At 36.2% G+C, this 14,016-nt stretch carries 14 protein-coding genes; 6 read left to right on the top strand and 8 right to left on the bottom strand.

Annotated elements, in window-relative coordinates; genetic code table 11:
- Positions 1–135: 135 nt before the first annotated feature.
- On the top strand, positions 136–1,071 hold the full coding sequence (locus ACFX5E_RS07970; protein WP_379854662.1) for a nuclear transport factor 2-like protein: 936 nt from the start codon (positions 136–138) through the stop codon (positions 1,069–1,071).
- Between the two features lie 108 nt (positions 1,072–1,179).
- On the opposite strand, the gene ACFX5E_RS07975 is transcribed toward ACFX5E_RS07970, so the two are convergent.
- The 4 genes from ACFX5E_RS07975 to ACFX5E_RS07990 all read right to left on the bottom strand — a co-directional run bounded on the left by ACFX5E_RS07975 (position 1,180) and on the right by ACFX5E_RS07990 (position 3,803).
- Positions 1,180–1,620, bottom strand: coding sequence for a hypothetical protein (locus tag ACFX5E_RS07975; protein ID WP_379854663.1), 441 nt, complete (start codon positions 1,618–1,620; stop codon positions 1,180–1,182).
- A 102-nt stretch (positions 1,621–1,722) separates the two neighbouring features.
- A complete protein-coding gene (locus ACFX5E_RS07980) occupies positions 1,723–2,202 on the bottom strand; it encodes a GNAT family N-acetyltransferase (RefSeq protein ID WP_379854664.1) in 480 nt (159 codons plus the stop codon).
- A 24-nt stretch (positions 2,203–2,226) separates the two neighbouring features.
- Positions 2,227–2,835 carry an HD domain-containing protein gene (locus ACFX5E_RS07985; RefSeq protein ID WP_379854665.1) on the bottom strand — a complete coding sequence of 203 codons (609 nt, stop codon included), beginning with the start codon at positions 2,833–2,835 and terminating at the stop codon, positions 2,227–2,229.
- Between the two features lie 77 nt (positions 2,836–2,912).
- On the bottom strand, positions 2,913–3,803 hold the full coding sequence (locus ACFX5E_RS07990; RefSeq protein ID WP_379854666.1) for a YitT family protein: 891 nt from the start codon (positions 3,801–3,803) through the stop codon (positions 2,913–2,915).
- Positions 3,804–3,977: 174 nt separating this feature from the next.
- Between ACFX5E_RS07990 and ACFX5E_RS07995 the strand changes: the two genes are divergently transcribed.
- Both ACFX5E_RS07995 and ACFX5E_RS08000 read left to right on the top strand, forming a co-directional pair.
- Entirely contained in the window at positions 3,978–4,364 is a 387-nt protein-coding gene (locus tag ACFX5E_RS07995; protein WP_379854667.1) for a hypothetical protein, read from the top strand.
- Between the two features lie 86 nt (positions 4,365–4,450).
- Positions 4,451–6,193, top strand: a complete 1,743-nt coding sequence (locus tag ACFX5E_RS08000; RefSeq protein ID WP_379854668.1) for an adenylate/guanylate cyclase domain-containing protein — start codon at positions 4,451–4,453, stop codon at positions 6,191–6,193.
- Positions 6,194–6,504: 311 nt separating this feature from the next.
- On the opposite strand, the gene ACFX5E_RS08005 is transcribed toward ACFX5E_RS08000, so the two are convergent.
- Both ACFX5E_RS08005 and ACFX5E_RS08010 read right to left on the bottom strand, forming a co-directional pair.
- A complete protein-coding gene (locus tag ACFX5E_RS08005; protein WP_379854669.1) occupies positions 6,505–7,695 on the bottom strand; it encodes a BaiN/RdsA family NAD(P)/FAD-dependent oxidoreductase in 1,191 nt (396 codons plus the stop codon).
- A gap of 349 nt (positions 7,696–8,044) precedes the next feature.
- Positions 8,045–8,653 carry an SOUL family heme-binding protein gene (locus tag ACFX5E_RS08010; RefSeq protein WP_379854670.1) on the bottom strand — a complete coding sequence of 203 codons (609 nt, stop codon included), beginning with the start codon at positions 8,651–8,653 and terminating at the stop codon, positions 8,045–8,047.
- Between the two features lie 574 nt (positions 8,654–9,227).
- Here ACFX5E_RS08010 and ACFX5E_RS08015 point away from each other — a divergent pair.
- Together ACFX5E_RS08015 and ACFX5E_RS08020 are read left to right on the top strand one after the other, a co-directional pair.
- A complete protein-coding gene (locus tag ACFX5E_RS08015) occupies positions 9,228–10,055 on the top strand; it encodes an alpha/beta hydrolase family protein (RefSeq protein WP_379854671.1) in 828 nt (275 codons plus the stop codon).
- 699 nt (positions 10,056–10,754) lie between these two features.
- Positions 10,755–11,843 (top strand): ice-binding family protein, encoded by a 1,089-nt coding sequence (locus tag ACFX5E_RS08020; protein ID WP_379854672.1) that lies wholly within the window; start codon positions 10,755–10,757, stop codon positions 11,841–11,843.
- An 807-nt stretch (positions 11,844–12,650) separates the two neighbouring features.
- On the opposite strand, the gene ACFX5E_RS08030 is transcribed toward ACFX5E_RS08020, so the two are convergent.
- Together ACFX5E_RS08030 and ACFX5E_RS08035 are read right to left on the bottom strand one after the other, a co-directional pair.
- Positions 12,651–12,956 carry a helix-turn-helix domain-containing protein gene (locus ACFX5E_RS08030; protein WP_143388998.1) on the bottom strand — a complete coding sequence of 102 codons (306 nt, stop codon included), beginning with the start codon at positions 12,954–12,956 and terminating at the stop codon, positions 12,651–12,653.
- Between the two features lie 5 nt (positions 12,957–12,961).
- Positions 12,962–13,315: a type II toxin-antitoxin system RelE/ParE family toxin gene (locus ACFX5E_RS08035; protein ID WP_379854673.1), complete on the bottom strand. Its 354-nt coding sequence runs from the start codon at positions 13,313–13,315 to the stop codon at positions 12,962–12,964.
- 170 nt (positions 13,316–13,485) lie between these two features.
- Between ACFX5E_RS08035 and ACFX5E_RS08040 the strand changes: the two genes are divergently transcribed.
- Positions 13,486–14,016: transposase (locus ACFX5E_RS08040; protein ID WP_379854674.1), on the top strand; the 531-nt coding region annotated here is incomplete at its 3' end.

Here is a 14,016-nt window from a genome sequence, read left to right on the forward strand (position 1 = left end):
AATGGCATCTGTATCATTTTGGATGATAGCGTTTTAATTATTTGAATGAAATTAACTTTTTAGGTGTTTGATTATCAATGTTTTAAATTAAATTAAGTATATTTATAGTAGTATTAACGAAAAACAGTAATAAAAATGAAAAAAGCATTACTAATTGTGATGGTGGTTTTTACTTGCATCACTTACGCGCAAAAAAAAGCGAATGGTACTATTTATGTAGATCATCCGGCAATTAATGTGGTAGAATCTATGACTAAAGCTTTTGTTAGCGGTGACGTTGACAAAGTAAGCAGTTATTTGGCTGATGATTTCAAATCTTTCAACGGCACCAACAGGAATGATAAAGGGGGCGATAAAGCGGCCTTTTTAAAAGGAGTGAAATACTGGAAGGATAATGTTGATTATTTAAGTATCAAACGAGCGGAGGGTGCTTATCCCGATGCATTGGAATATATGGATGAAAATCAAAAAGACGTTGTTTGGGTACAAACTTGGGAGGATGTAAAAGGAATGCATAAAAAAACCGGTGTAAAAATAGATATGCCTTTGCATCAATTATTTGTGGTGGATAAAAACAATAAAATTAAATCAATTACAAAATATAATAACAATAGTATTTTTGATGAAATTGGTAGCAGTTCTGATGAAAGAAAAAACGGTACGATATACAATTATCACGACTATATTAACAAGGTTAGGTTGATGATCCATGCATTTGAAAACAAGGATTATGATAAAGCATACAGTGTGTATGATAAAGAGGCAAAATTCAGAACTATTAATATGTCTCCAGATGAAAAGAGCATGACTTTAGATCAGATGAAAGATAATGATAAAAAATTAATGGCACAATTTGACATTACAAGTATTGATGTCGTAGGGTATCCGGATTATTTAAACTACGAGATGGGAGATCAAAAAGTGGTACAATCGTGGTGGAATTTTAATATGACCAGAAAGTCAGACAATAAAAAAATAGTTATGCCGATGCTATTTATTGACACTTTCAATGATAAAGGATTGATTGTTGATGAAATTGCCTACTACAGTGAAAAACTTTTGGAAAAATAATTAGTATAGATAAAAGACTCATTCTTTATAAATCAAAAAGCCGAAACAAACTGTTTCGGCTTTTGATTTTGTAACAACTAACGGAAATAAATTCGTCAATTGGCTAAATTATTCTACATAGTCTTTACTTCGATCTCCTAGTATAAACATTTTCTTTTTTTCAAAGTGAATAGAAAAATGCGCATTTATCCAGCCTTCATTAGTCTCACTTTCTGTAGATGCTTCTTTATTTTTGTACCAAAGAGTATATACTGCATAATTAAATCCTTTTTGGTATTTTGGCGTCCCGTCTTCCAAACATTCCATTCCCCAAACCATCGTTGTTTTTGATAAGTCATCCAACTGAAAAATCCCGGTACCATCTGGATTTAATTGGACCATGGGCTCTGTCAGACCTTCATATAAATAAGTTCCGCTTATGGGATAATCCACAATGGTAGTAATGTAATGGATTCCATCTTTTGCTGTGATTTCATCGATTTTATTCTGGGAATAACCGTTTGCTGTAAGCAGTATCAATGCTATAAACAGAAGTTTAAGGTCTTTCATTAGTTTGGGTTAAATGGTAAGTTTAGAGCCAAATCTAGGTAATTGTAGTTTTTTTAGCAAATAATAACCGAAAAAAACACTCAGTGATGTGAATGTTTCCAATTATTTGGGTCGTTTGTATAATGGTAATGAAGTGTAACGGGCAATTGCTTCGGCATCCAAATCCCCTTCCTTGCTGAAGGTCCAGACAAACAGTGCTTTCAAAGGATGGTTTTTGCGTATGTTTTCAATTGCCTCCAGTGTCAGTCGTTTTGCGATTCCTTTTCTTCGATATTCCTCTAAAACCAGAGCGGAGCAGAGGTATAGTGCATCATATTCAGTATCCAATGGCGTCCGGTCAAACAGCTCTTTTTCTGAAATTTTAGCGTCCAGAAACTGCTGCATCAAATCCAGCGTGGTTGGGAAAAGTAAAACCCAAGCCACGGGACCATTTCCATCATCATATTCTGAAACTGTCGCGGGATGGAGTCTCATTAGTCGCTCGAGTACTTCCTGAGTTACATCAAGCTGATCCGGATTATTTTTGACAGCGAAAACTTCATCAGCCAGTTGTAACATTCGTTCAAAATTGCTTGTAGCCATGTTTTAAAATAAATTTACTCAAAACTAGCTAGATTTTCGCTTTAAGGAACTTTTTTGTTGCTGAATCAAGCCCTTCAGGTTCTTTTCTTTCACAGCCGTTCTATTTTGAATGCAATAGGCGGTATGATAAAAGTGCGATTGAAGAAAATTAATTTGCATTTCGTTCCATTCCTGCAGGCTGAGATTTGGATTATAATGTTTCAATTCCAGATACAGTTTATTTCCTATGCGCTCAAAATTATCGGTTCCCAGATATTCGAGATCAGCATCTGCAAGGATGCATTCTAGTTTGGTTTTTGGCTTTTGAGGTATTATAGTGGCTCTTATCATACCGGCAATGGTTTCGATTTCTTTTTTGGTGTATCCAAAATCTGGTAATTTTTTTTCAGCCAGTCGAATGCCTTCTTCTTCATGTCCCACAGTACCAGTGTTGATAAATCCAGCATCATGAAACAGTGCCGCAGTTTTTAGTAGTAGTATGTCAGCTTCATTTATATGTTCTTGCTGAGCAATATATTCTGCTATTTTTACCACATGTTGCGTATGTTTCCAATGATGGTAAATAAGAAGTGGTGACAATCTGGATTTTAAACAATCCAAGACATTTATAGACAATGCATTCCAGTTTTTCATATAAATACTATTGATTTTTTAGGATAGGGCATTAGTACTCACATTCTTCATTGAATCTCCTATCATAATTATTTCATTTAAGAATGTTTTTGTTTGTTTCTTAGAATTCCTCCACTTGCTTCTTTGATGTACTGAATAAACATAAAAGCTTTAGGGTCTAATTTTCTTATTTCATCTTTGATTCTAAGTAATTCAAGTCGTGTCACTACCGTGACAATGATATCACAGTCCGTTTTCATATCAAAAGTATCGGGCAAATAGCCACGCTCCCCTTTAATTACTGTAATTCCTTTACCGAATTTTTTTACGATTAGAGCCTTAATCTCTTCGCTTTTGGATGAAATGATATTTAAGGAAGTGTATTGTTCTAATCCGTGGGCGATATAATCAAGTGATTTTATGGCCGAAAAATACGTAACTATCGAATATAATGCAGTAGCAATTCCAAAATACCAGGCAGCTGCCAGAAATAATAAGGTGTTCATAGCAAATATCACTTCTGACACATTAAGCCCGATTTTTCGGGTAGTTAATAATGCCAGAATTTCTACACCGTCAGCAGTAGAACCGCTTCGAATGCACAAACCCATCCCGATACCAATAAGACAACCCCCAAATAAGGCAATTAAAAGACGATCTGTGGTAACGGCATCAATATGAATAAAGGTCATACTTGTGGCTATCAATAAAAAAGTCATCAGACTTTTTATGGCAAACGTTTTTCCCAGCAACCTTTTTCCTAAGAACAGGAACGGTATATTTAAGCCCAGCACCAGAATTCCAAATGGCAATTGGGTGATTTCATGGATTAGTATCGAAATGCCTATAATCCCCCCATCTAAAAATTTATTCGGTATCATAAATCCCTTTAATGCTAAAGTAATAAATGCGACACCCACTAAATTTAAAATAATGTTTTTGGGATGAAATATTTCTTTCCAGTCAATTGGTTGATGGTCACTATTCATAAGGATGAGTTTGGATTATAATCCTTTAAATATACTACTTTATTTTAAAAATATACGTTATATTTGCCTTATAATTAGGTTGTTACCTTAAATTTTAATTACTTGGTTTTCCCAGCCATTTTTAAATTAATAGTTTTCTACATTAGAATTTATTAACCTTTAAATATAGTAATCATGGCAAATGTAGTAATCACACTAAATGTTAACACAAGTCAGATCTCAGTGCAAAATGTTGATTCTAACAGTAATTTTGGGCAAGGCCCAGGAATTAGTAATGAAGATTTTTTAACGGTAGTAGATGCCGGAGATACTGTGATCTGGGAAGGAGTATCCAGCGTAACAGCATCAGATACCGTCAATATTACCAATATAAATCTTAGTAGAGGCAGTAGTGTTTTTAAAAGCAATAATTTGACTGGGAATGGAAGAGTTTCTGGTGCTGTTCGTAACAATGCCGCTGGAGAATTAGAAAAATATACCATTATGTTTAACGTTTTCAATAATGGCATTAGACGACCGGGCGTATTTAGCATTGACCCAAAAATACAGGTCAACCAATAATGCTATTGAGTTTTTTAAAATATCCTTTTAAAGTTTCCCTTTTTGTTTTTTTTGTGCACGTAAGTATTTTAGCCCAAGAGCAAAAAGTGGCGGATAGTCTTGCGAAAATTTATCAGGAAGGGAATCTTAAAAATTCCGAAAAATTAGAATTACTTCGGAATTTATCTTTTAATGAAGTAAATAATCTCCGGTTATCCTTAAAATATGCGGAGGAGCTTATTGCACTTTCAACATTAGAAAAAAATTATTTGTATTTGCACAGAGGTTATTTTCAAAAAGGAAATAAACTGCGAATTTTGGGCGATTTGAATAAAGCGTTGGATGCTTTTTTTAAGAGTGAAGAGGCAGCAATCAAAGCAAAATTTATTGCTGGACAAGGAACCGCTTATTCTTCTATTGCGGATGTGTATTCGGTTATGGGGAATTCCAAAAATGCCCATATATACTACACCAAGGCAATCAAATTATTAAGAAAGACGGATAATTCTATTGGTTTAGCGTCGGCTTTATTAAACGCGGGAGATGAATATTTTAAAAATAAGAAATATGATTTAGCGTTAAGGAATTTTAAAGAGTCAGGTGAGATCTTCAAGAAGGCTAATTACTTAAGCGGTACCGCCTATAACCTAGGGAATATAGGAATGGTATATGCGGAGCAGGAAAAGGATGCTTTGGCAAAGAACTATATAAGTAAATCCATAAAAATTCTCGAGGAACTAAAGGATTATTATGCGATTTCAGATTATCTGACCTACATGTCTGATATTTATTTAAAACAGGATGACTGGACTACCGCGCGCATCTATGCGCAAAGAAGTCTGGAATTAGCCCAAAGATATGGGTTGAAAGATCAAATTAGTAACTCCAATCTTAAACTTTCAGAACTGTATCAAAAAGCAGGAAATACGGCAGAATCCTATAAATATTATAAGAATCATATTGCGTATAGGGATAGTGTTACCAACCTCAAATCAGTGCAGCAAATGGCTGATTTGCGCACTGATTACGAAGTTTCCCAGAAACAGTCCGAAGTCGATTTGCTAAACCAGGGGAAAAAAAACCGACAGATTATGGCGATTTCATCCGCTGTTTCAGCTGCACTTGTTTTTTTACTTGCTTTCGGTATGTATAGACGCTATAAATTTATAAAGAAAACCAATGTTATTATTGAAGAAGAAAAGAATCGGTCAGACAGCCTATTGTTAAATATTCTCCCTGAGGAAACGGCGCATGAGTTAAAAAAAAATGGGAAAGTACTGGCTAAAAAATTTGAATCGGTCACCGTATTATTTACCGACTTCGAAGGATTTACCCATTATGCAGAAAAGTTATCGCCAGAAAAATTGGTAGAAAGTGTGGATTATTATTTCTCGAAATTTGATGAAATTATGGAGAAATATGATTTGGAAAAAATCAAAACTGTAGGGGATTGTTATATGTGTGCGGGAGGATTGCCTTTTCCAACCGAAGATCATGCTTTTAAAATGATACATGCCGCTTTTGAAATTGCCGAATTTGTTACACATTCAAAAAATAATAATCCTCTAGAGCATACCCGTTTTGAAATTCGCATCGGAATTAATTCCGGGCCTGTCGTAGCCGGAGTAGTTGGAACTAAGAAATTTGCGTATGATATTTGGGGCGATACGGTCAACATTGCATCTCGCATGGAATCTAATTCAGAGCCAGGAAAAATTAATATATCTGAAAACACTTATGAATTGATTAAAGATGTCTTTGATTGTGATTATAGAGGAGAAATTGAAGTTAAAAATAGAGGAATGATGAAAATGTACTTTGTAAATGATTGTAAGCATAAAACGACCTAATGTAACTCTCTTTTACTTTTACGAACTGTAAATTCCGTAAATTAATTGAAAAATTATATAAAAGCCAGCAGCTGGATGTACCTTACATTTGTAATGTATAAAATTCTGTTTAGTAATGCTGTACTAATTTGATAGGTTGGCGCAATGGCATCAAATACATAGAGGTTTTCCAACCTTCCGTCTATGACCAACGAAATGGTACACGAGTTTGATACCCATTGATTAGTTTATAAAAAGGTATTACTAAACAGAATTATTTTTGTCTGAAGCAAAATAAATAAAATTTATAGCTCCTTAGAAAAGACAAAAAATTAAGTAAGAACATTCAGGTGGCGTGCAAGATACACGCCCATGCTAAAGCAAGATTGAAGAAGATAGCCGCCAGTAGGCGCATCCAGATCTATCATTTCCCCAATGCAATAGTTATTCTTCATCATTTTTAATTCAAAATTTTCATCCAAGGCATTCAATTTAATTCCTCCCGTTGTGGATATGGCCTCGTCCAATAGGGCAGAACCGGTGATTTCAATACGTAGCTTTTTGATGTTTTGTGCCAAAAGTTCCGAATTCAGGTAGGTTTCTTTTGAAAGATAGGTTTTCAAAAGTCCAATTTGTGCCGGACTCATTTTAAGCTCTTTTTGTAATTTTTCGCTCGTCTTTTTTAGGTTTGATTTTTTGAGCTTTTGAAGCAAATCCTCCTGACTTAATGTTGGTTTTACATCTAAGAAGATAGTAGCCGTTTGCTTAACAGTAAGCTCCTCCCGAATTTGCGGGCTGATTGCATAAATGGCATTGCCTTCCAGACCAAAACGCGTAATCACCACTTCGCCTTTTTGCCTTTTATCCCCGCAGCTAATGGCTATATTTTTAAGCGGATTTCCTTCATATAAATCGATGAAATCATCGCGCCAGTTTACACCGTAAGCACAATTGGAGGCCTTGAAAGGAACAACGTCTATTCCTTGAGTTTTGAATAGATTAAGCCAGGTTCCATCGGAGCCGGTTACTTTCCAGCTTCCTCCGCCTAAGGCAAAAATTGTATAGTCAGATTTGACCTCGATATCAGTATTGAAAACAAGATCTTTTTTGGTGTTCCAGCCCGTCCAGGTATGTTGATATTGAATAGCAACACCGCGCTTATTGAGCACATCAAGAATTGCGTTGAGCACTTCGATGGGTTTAATTCCGCTTTCCGGGTATACACGGTTACTACTGCCTATATAAGTGGGAATACCCATGAGATCAATCCATTTTTGAAAATCTTGGTTGTCAAAATCTAGTAGGGCTTCCTGTAAAAAATGGGATGGAGTATAGCGCTGAATGAGTTGCGTAATTGGTTCGGAATGGGTAAGGTTAAATCCGCCTTTTCCAGCCACAAGAAACTTTCTTCCAGGCGTTTTGTTTTTCTCGTAAATGGTAACATTAAATTGCTGCGGATCAAGAAATGCGGCGAGTAAAAGCGCTGCAGGTCCTCCTCCAATAATTGAGACTGATTTTTTCACTCTGCAAAAATACGCTATGTTTAAGGATTAAAGGGGTTATAGGATTTTTTATTAATTATTGCTACAGCACAAGGTAATGTAATTCAACGAGATTTTTGTTTATCTGATACAAAGTTAATGCGAACTAGCATTCCGAGTTGATACTAAAACATTCCTTCAAAATAAATTTGACTAAACTTTTGGGTGCAGTCCAGTTGAGGAGCTTTTAAGGTTTTTTTTCGCCTAGTTTGCTAGATGTTGCTGGTCTTATTAATCAGTTTCATATTTTATACACTCCGTATTATACAATAGACCTACCATTATAGATATTTCTTCAAAGATTGGTTTGTCTTATAAAACCTGTTTATAATCATTTTACAATCTCAAGAGTCTCACTTTTCAAATCGACAATAATCTCATTTTTACGATTAAAAAATTCAAAAGGCGGATTATATCCTAAAAAGTAAAATCGGTTTGTATAAGTTATTCCCTCAGCATCTAGAGCTGATTTTAATTTCTGTTTATACTTTTCTATTTTTTTATCATTTGCCCAACCGCCAAAGGTTATGGCAGCAACAATTTTTGCAGGTTCTTCCCGAAATTTAATCTGTGATTGGTTGGGTTGAGGAAGCATCTCTTTTTTAAATTTCTTTGGAACCATAAACATCATAGTCATGGAGTCTCCCAAAGACATGGCTACTGGCGAGGTCATCGCTATTTTTTCATTCTTTTCATTTCCGCCAAAAATGTATCCTGCTAAAATGGAGAACCCTTGACTAGAAGTATCTTTATATTTATTGCCTGTGAGTTGGACGGAAGTAAACAAACTTGCTTCGTAGCTCCGTATTTCAAACGCATCATATTTTTTATTGACTACATAAGGATAGGTTTCAATATTTTTTTGTGCACTCATAGCAAAAAGCTGTATAATGATAACGACCAATAGGATTACTCCGAGTAAAATTAATATTTTTTTCATTGCTTAAATTTAAGTAGACAGCTATTTTCATTTTCCTTTATATAAATAGAATTCAGTCTTAACAACTTCTAATTTAGATTGGCTTGTAACGATCATGTATATGGTTCCTGGAGCGGGTTTGCAAGCTTTGAAAGCGAATGTTTTCTGCTAAACGAAAATACGGTAATTTTACTAAATTTGCAAATGGATAGACGTGCGTGGTACTGGTTCGGTTATTTTTAGTCGGATAATGTGGCGAAGTGAGTAAATAGAAGACATTTTAACACAATCTTCTCATCCTGAAGAAGGAAGACACGAGGGACAACGAATTTTGCGCGGGAATCTCATTAAGATTCTCCTTTTCAATGAGCCGCACCACAAACACTACACTCTGTTTTCAAAAGTAAGTTGGTTCTAGTTGCAAAAAAGAACCAGAATTGTCGTTAAACAAGCGCCTGAGGAGTGTATCGGTTTTCTTGATACTGAAGATAAAAGCATGGAAGTTGATTGTACTATCTTTGTGTTTTTACATCAGAAATTTTTCGGATTATATTATATTTTTTATAGTATTCTATTTTTATAAAAGGATTGACTTATGAAACAGCAAGGGACATACAATGGAGCCGAAGGTAAATCAGCTGGCTACGATATTCAATATACACCAAACCAAAAGCGACCTCTCATTGTGTTTTGCCACGGATTCAATGGATTCAAGGATTGGGGCGCATTCAATTTGATGGCGAACTACTTTTTGCAAAGGGGGTTTCAATTTGTAAAATTAAATTTTTCTCACAACGGAACGTCTCCGATGCATCCTTTGGAATTTGTGGATTTAGAAGCTTTTGGTGCTAATAACTTCGGAAAAGAGCTCGAAGATATCAGTGCTTTGTTAGTTCATCTAAAAAAGGAAAGTTTTGCAGATTGCGTAGATTTTGAGAAACTATTTTTCATCGGGCATTCTAAAGGTGGAGCAACGGCTCTGGCTTATACCTTGTCACATCCGGAAATTGTTTCTTGTGCCACCTTAGCAGCAGTTCTAGACCCGGTAGCTCGCTATGGAAAACTGAACGATAAACTATGGAAAGAAAACGGAGTGAAATTTGTCCTCAACGGAAGAACAAATCAAAAAATGCCTCTGTATTATCAATTAGCCCAAAACACACAGAAAATAAAAGATAAACTGGATCTGCGAAATTTACTAAAATCGGATAAAAGAAAATTTTTATTTGTCCATGGTGGAAAAGACGAAGCGGTTCCTGTATCAGAAATAAATTTGGTAAAAAACCTGCCCAATTGTACCGTCTCTATTATTGAAGATGCCAATCATGTTTTTGGTGCATCGCATCCTTATACAAGTGCGGATTTACCTGATGATTTGCAAACAGCCTTGAGCCAAATCGCAAAATTCTTTGAATCACTATAATGGGGTAATACCGCAGTATTTACCCGCAAACGGGGAATCCCAAAGAATGAGCGATCACATCAGGCGGCTCCAGACAACTCAAATCTATTTAGTCAAGCAGGTGAATAAAAATTTGATATGAAACTGTGATTCTGTTGAATTTGCAAATGGATCGAATATAGCTGTAATTCCTGTTTAATTATCCGCGTTGCAAACGCTGCTTTTTTTTTGATTGAAGTGGGTACTCGATGCAATCGAGCACCATAATTGTCGATAATCGAGTGGCAGAGGAGGAGATTGTCGGTAAACGAGCGCAAGAAGGGGCAATCCTGTCAGGCGGACGAAGGAAGACACGAGCGACAGCGAAGCGATGTTTTTACTCCAAAATGCATATGCAATAAATTACGACCAAATTAATCCAGCTGCTAAAAAACCAGAGTATAAACCATGATAAAATTGACAATATTATAGTTGCACAATTTTGTGAAGAAGAAAATAATCAAAAGTAAGCTTGGAGAAAACGGAATTTGCATCTAGGGATAATGAATTTCCCAGATGTTCCTTAGGATAGCTATTCTTTGATGAAAGATACCATTTTAAGCTGATAAAAGGAAAGTGTGAATTATGTAACTTAAAGATATAATTTTACAATATCAAACATATAAAGCAACCCTACATTCGCAATGTGATAATTTCGAAACTTCACAAATACATATAAACATGAAAATTAAAAATCTATTATTAGCCTGTGCAATAGCAATGGTTGTCTTATTTACGGGTTGTTCAAATGACGACACCACGCAATCGGCTCCGGCTCCAGCTCCAACTCCAACTGTGACTTTAACTAGTCCCTTAAATAGTGATACAAATGTTGCGAGAAATAAAGTTGTTTCTGTAAACTTTAGCATCGCAATGGATGCATCAACTATTAATAGTACAACGTTTACAGTAAAACAAGCAGGAACCACAGTACTAGGAACAGTTTCATATTCAGGTACTACTGCAAAGTTTGTTCCGGCAACTGTACTTGCAGCTAATACACTTTATACAGCTACACTAACCACAGGAGTAAAAAGTGCAGATGGAAAAGCTCTTAGCGCTAACAAGCAATGGGAATTTACAACAACGGCTAACGCGGCGGTTAGCTTAAAAGCTGTTAGTCTTGGTTCAGCAGGGAATTATGTAATTCTTGCAAAAACGACAATTACTAACGTACCAACGTCTGTAATTACAGGAGATCTAGGACTAAGTCCAGCAGCTACATCGTATATTACAGGATTCTCTTTAACAGATTTTACAGGTTATGCAAAGGCTGCACAAGTTACCGGAAAAGTATTTGCTGCTGACATGGTTACTCCAACTTCATCTAATCTTACCACGGCGGTTGAAAATATGATTACAGCTTACAATGATGCAGCAGGACGCCCTTCTCCTGATGTTCTCAATTTGGGAGCAGGAAATATTGGTGGTCAAATATTATCTCCAGGTCTTTATAAATGGACTAGCTCTGTAACCTTACCAGCGAACCTTACCATTTCAGGATCAGCAGATGATGTGTGGATTTTCCAGATTTCAGGTGATTTAGCTATGAGTGCTGCAACAAGAGTGATTTTACAAGGTGGAGCCAAAGCTTCAAACATTTTCTGGCAGGTAGCTGGTAAAGCATCTTTTGGAGGCACGTCTCATTTTGAAGGTATTATCTTGTCAAAAACAGGGATAGCTTTTCAAACAGGAGCGTCTTTTAATGGAAGAGCTTTAGCGCAAACTGCTGTAATTCTTGATGGAAATACAGTAGTACAGCCACAATAAAGTGTAGTATAAAATAATGTTGAAAGAGGTGTTCCCGTGGAGCGCCTCTTTTTATGTTTAGTAACATCTCGATGGATTTAATCCAATCTGGTTCCTCTAGTTGCGCAAAGTCTCCTGACTTTGAGCTAATTTAAATAATTTTTGAAGCTATAAACGTCTTTAAGTCTCCTGACTTTGGCACCATCTCAGCCCGGCTGCGCAAAGTGAATAGCTGCGCAAAGTCTCCTGACTTTGAGCTAATACAAAGTAAAGGCGGATTTGCAATCCGTGCCCATTCCAATGGTCAATTGCATTATATTTTCATGAGCCCTTTTTGAACTTGCACTTTGTAGATTTCCTATGTCGATGCTCGTTGTGTGCACGGATTGCAAATCCGCGCTAACATTATCTAAAAAAACATATCCGCGCGATCGGGGGAACGAGTATTCAAGGAAAGTTACGAGATATTGATGGATGGTTGCGCAACCCCCTGCGCTATTGCATTTGGACGGACTGGAAGAAACCCGAGCGAAAAAGGAAAAACCTGATGCGATTAGGGATCGATAAAGACCATGCTTATGCTTGGAGCAGAACCAGAAAAGGAGGCTGGCGAATCGCCCAAAGTCCGATTCTAACCACTACAATTACCCTACTGCGGCTCAAGAAGAAAGGCTATCAATCAATGTTGGAGATTTACATGGAACTCAACCCATCATCCCGAAGCCTCGGGACGAACCGCCGTATACGAGACCCGTACGTACGGTGGTGTGAGAGGCGCACTCCGTCAGTTTCTGGCGGAGCCGTCTACTCGATTGGCGGGTAGTGCCTTTATTCGGTCAAACTTAACTTTAAGTGACCACCTAATCCTAGCCTAATTATTCTCATCAATGTAGAAAGTCTTATATCGCTGGTATTATTTTCAATTTTAGATATATACGATTTTGTTGTTCCGCATTTTAATGCTAATTGTTCTTGTGTCATCCCACGTTCTTTTCGCATTTCTTGCAACATAACACCAAGTTCAAAAGTCTCGTATTCTTCTTCGTATTTTTCACGAGTTTCGGTTCCTGTTTTGCCGTATTGAGCATCTAAATGTTCAGCAAATGATGTGATTTTTTTATTTTCAGTTTTCATAGTCTTTACTTTTTATATTTATCTTCTAAATATTCTGCTTTTAGCTTTTCTGCCATTTTGATTTCGGATTTAGGTGTTTTTTGTGTTTTCTTCTGAAATCCATTTACTAAAACAACAATTTTTCCTTTGTCAAAAAAGCTAAAAACTCTAAAAATGTCTGAACCAACTTTAACACGAACTTCAAATATTCCGTCTGAACCAGTCAGATGTTTGAAAAACTTTTCTGGGATTCTTTGTTGAGTTGAAATTAACTGTAAAGTCCAGTTGAATTTTTTCTTAACGTCTTCTTTTTGAGCGTTAAAAAAGTCAAGATAATAATCTTCGTAATAAACAACTTCTCTTATAAATTTCTGATTCATTTAGCAAAGTTAGTCAATTGGATAACTTTAGCAAAATTTTTGAGTGGTATTCTTTAGCTTTGCAGTTCTTTTGGCATTCCCGCCAACGTCAGTCTGTGAAAAAACCTACGTTGTATTATGGCCAAATATAACAAAATACTTGTATAAAAAGAAGATTTTTCGTATATTTAATGATGCAACACATCACCGGAGTTTCCCGCCAACAAATGCGTTTTTCGAGTTTAGAAGACGCCATAAGTCCCGATAATCAGGTACGTTTTATCGATGCCTTTGTTGGTCATATCGATCTTTGCAAGCTTGGTTTCGCTATAAAAACGCTCAAGGCCGAAGGTCGCCCGAGTTTCAATAGCAAAGTGTTTCTAAAAATGTATTTATACGGTTATCTCAACGGAGTCAGAAGTGGTCGAGATCTAGAAAAGGAATGTTTGAGAAACATGGAAATGCAATGGCTTTTAGAGGATATTCGTCCCAATTACCACAGTATTACCGATTTTAGAAAAAGCAACCCTGCAGCTTTAAAAAACACTTTCAAACTATTTGTTTCCTTCTTGAAAGATGCCGACTTAATAGGTTGTGAAACCATAGCTATTGATGGCACCAAAAGCCGAGCTCACAATAGTAAGAAAGCCAATTTCAATCAAAAGAAAATCGACAAACACTTAGAATATATTGAAACAAAAACCCAAGAATACCTAAACGCT

This window comes from Flavobacterium xylosi, assembly GCF_042787345.1.
Classification (GTDB): Bacteria; Bacteroidota; Bacteroidia; order Flavobacteriales; family Flavobacteriaceae; genus Flavobacterium; species Flavobacterium xylosi.

Bases quoted from the DNA above. Each gene is read 5' to 3' on its own strand.
- ACFX5E_RS07970 (WP_379854662.1), top strand. From the start codon at position 136: ATGAAAAAAGCATTACTAATTGTGATGGTGGTTTTTACTTGCATCACT.
- ACFX5E_RS07975 (WP_379854663.1), bottom strand. From the start codon at position 1,620: ATGAAAGACCTTAAACTTCTGTTTATAGCATTGATACTGCTTACAGCA.
- ACFX5E_RS07980 (WP_379854664.1), bottom strand. From the start codon at position 2,202: ATGGCTACAAGCAATTTTGAACGAATGTTACAACTGGCTGATGAAGTT.
- ACFX5E_RS07985 (WP_379854665.1), bottom strand. From the start codon at position 2,835: ATGAAAAACTGGAATGCATTGTCTATAAATGTCTTGGATTGTTTAAAA.
- ACFX5E_RS07990 (WP_379854666.1), bottom strand. From the start codon at position 3,803: ATGAATAGTGACCATCAACCAATTGACTGGAAAGAAATATTTCATCCC.
- ACFX5E_RS07995 (WP_379854667.1), top strand. From the start codon at position 3,978: ATGGCAAATGTAGTAATCACACTAAATGTTAACACAAGTCAGATCTCA.
- ACFX5E_RS08010 (WP_379854670.1), bottom strand. From the start codon at position 8,653: ATGAAAAAAATATTAATTTTACTCGGAGTAATCCTATTGGTCGTTATC.
- ACFX5E_RS08015 (WP_379854671.1), top strand. From the start codon at position 9,228: ATGAAACAGCAAGGGACATACAATGGAGCCGAAGGTAAATCAGCTGGC.
- ACFX5E_RS08020 (WP_379854672.1), top strand. From the start codon at position 10,755: ATGAAAATTAAAAATCTATTATTAGCCTGTGCAATAGCAATGGTTGTC.
- ACFX5E_RS08030 (WP_143388998.1), bottom strand. From the start codon at position 12,956: ATGAAAACTGAAAATAAAAAAATCACATCATTTGCTGAACATTTAGAT.
- ACFX5E_RS08035 (WP_379854673.1), bottom strand. From the start codon at position 13,315: ATGAATCAGAAATTTATAAGAGAAGTTGTTTATTACGAAGATTATTAT.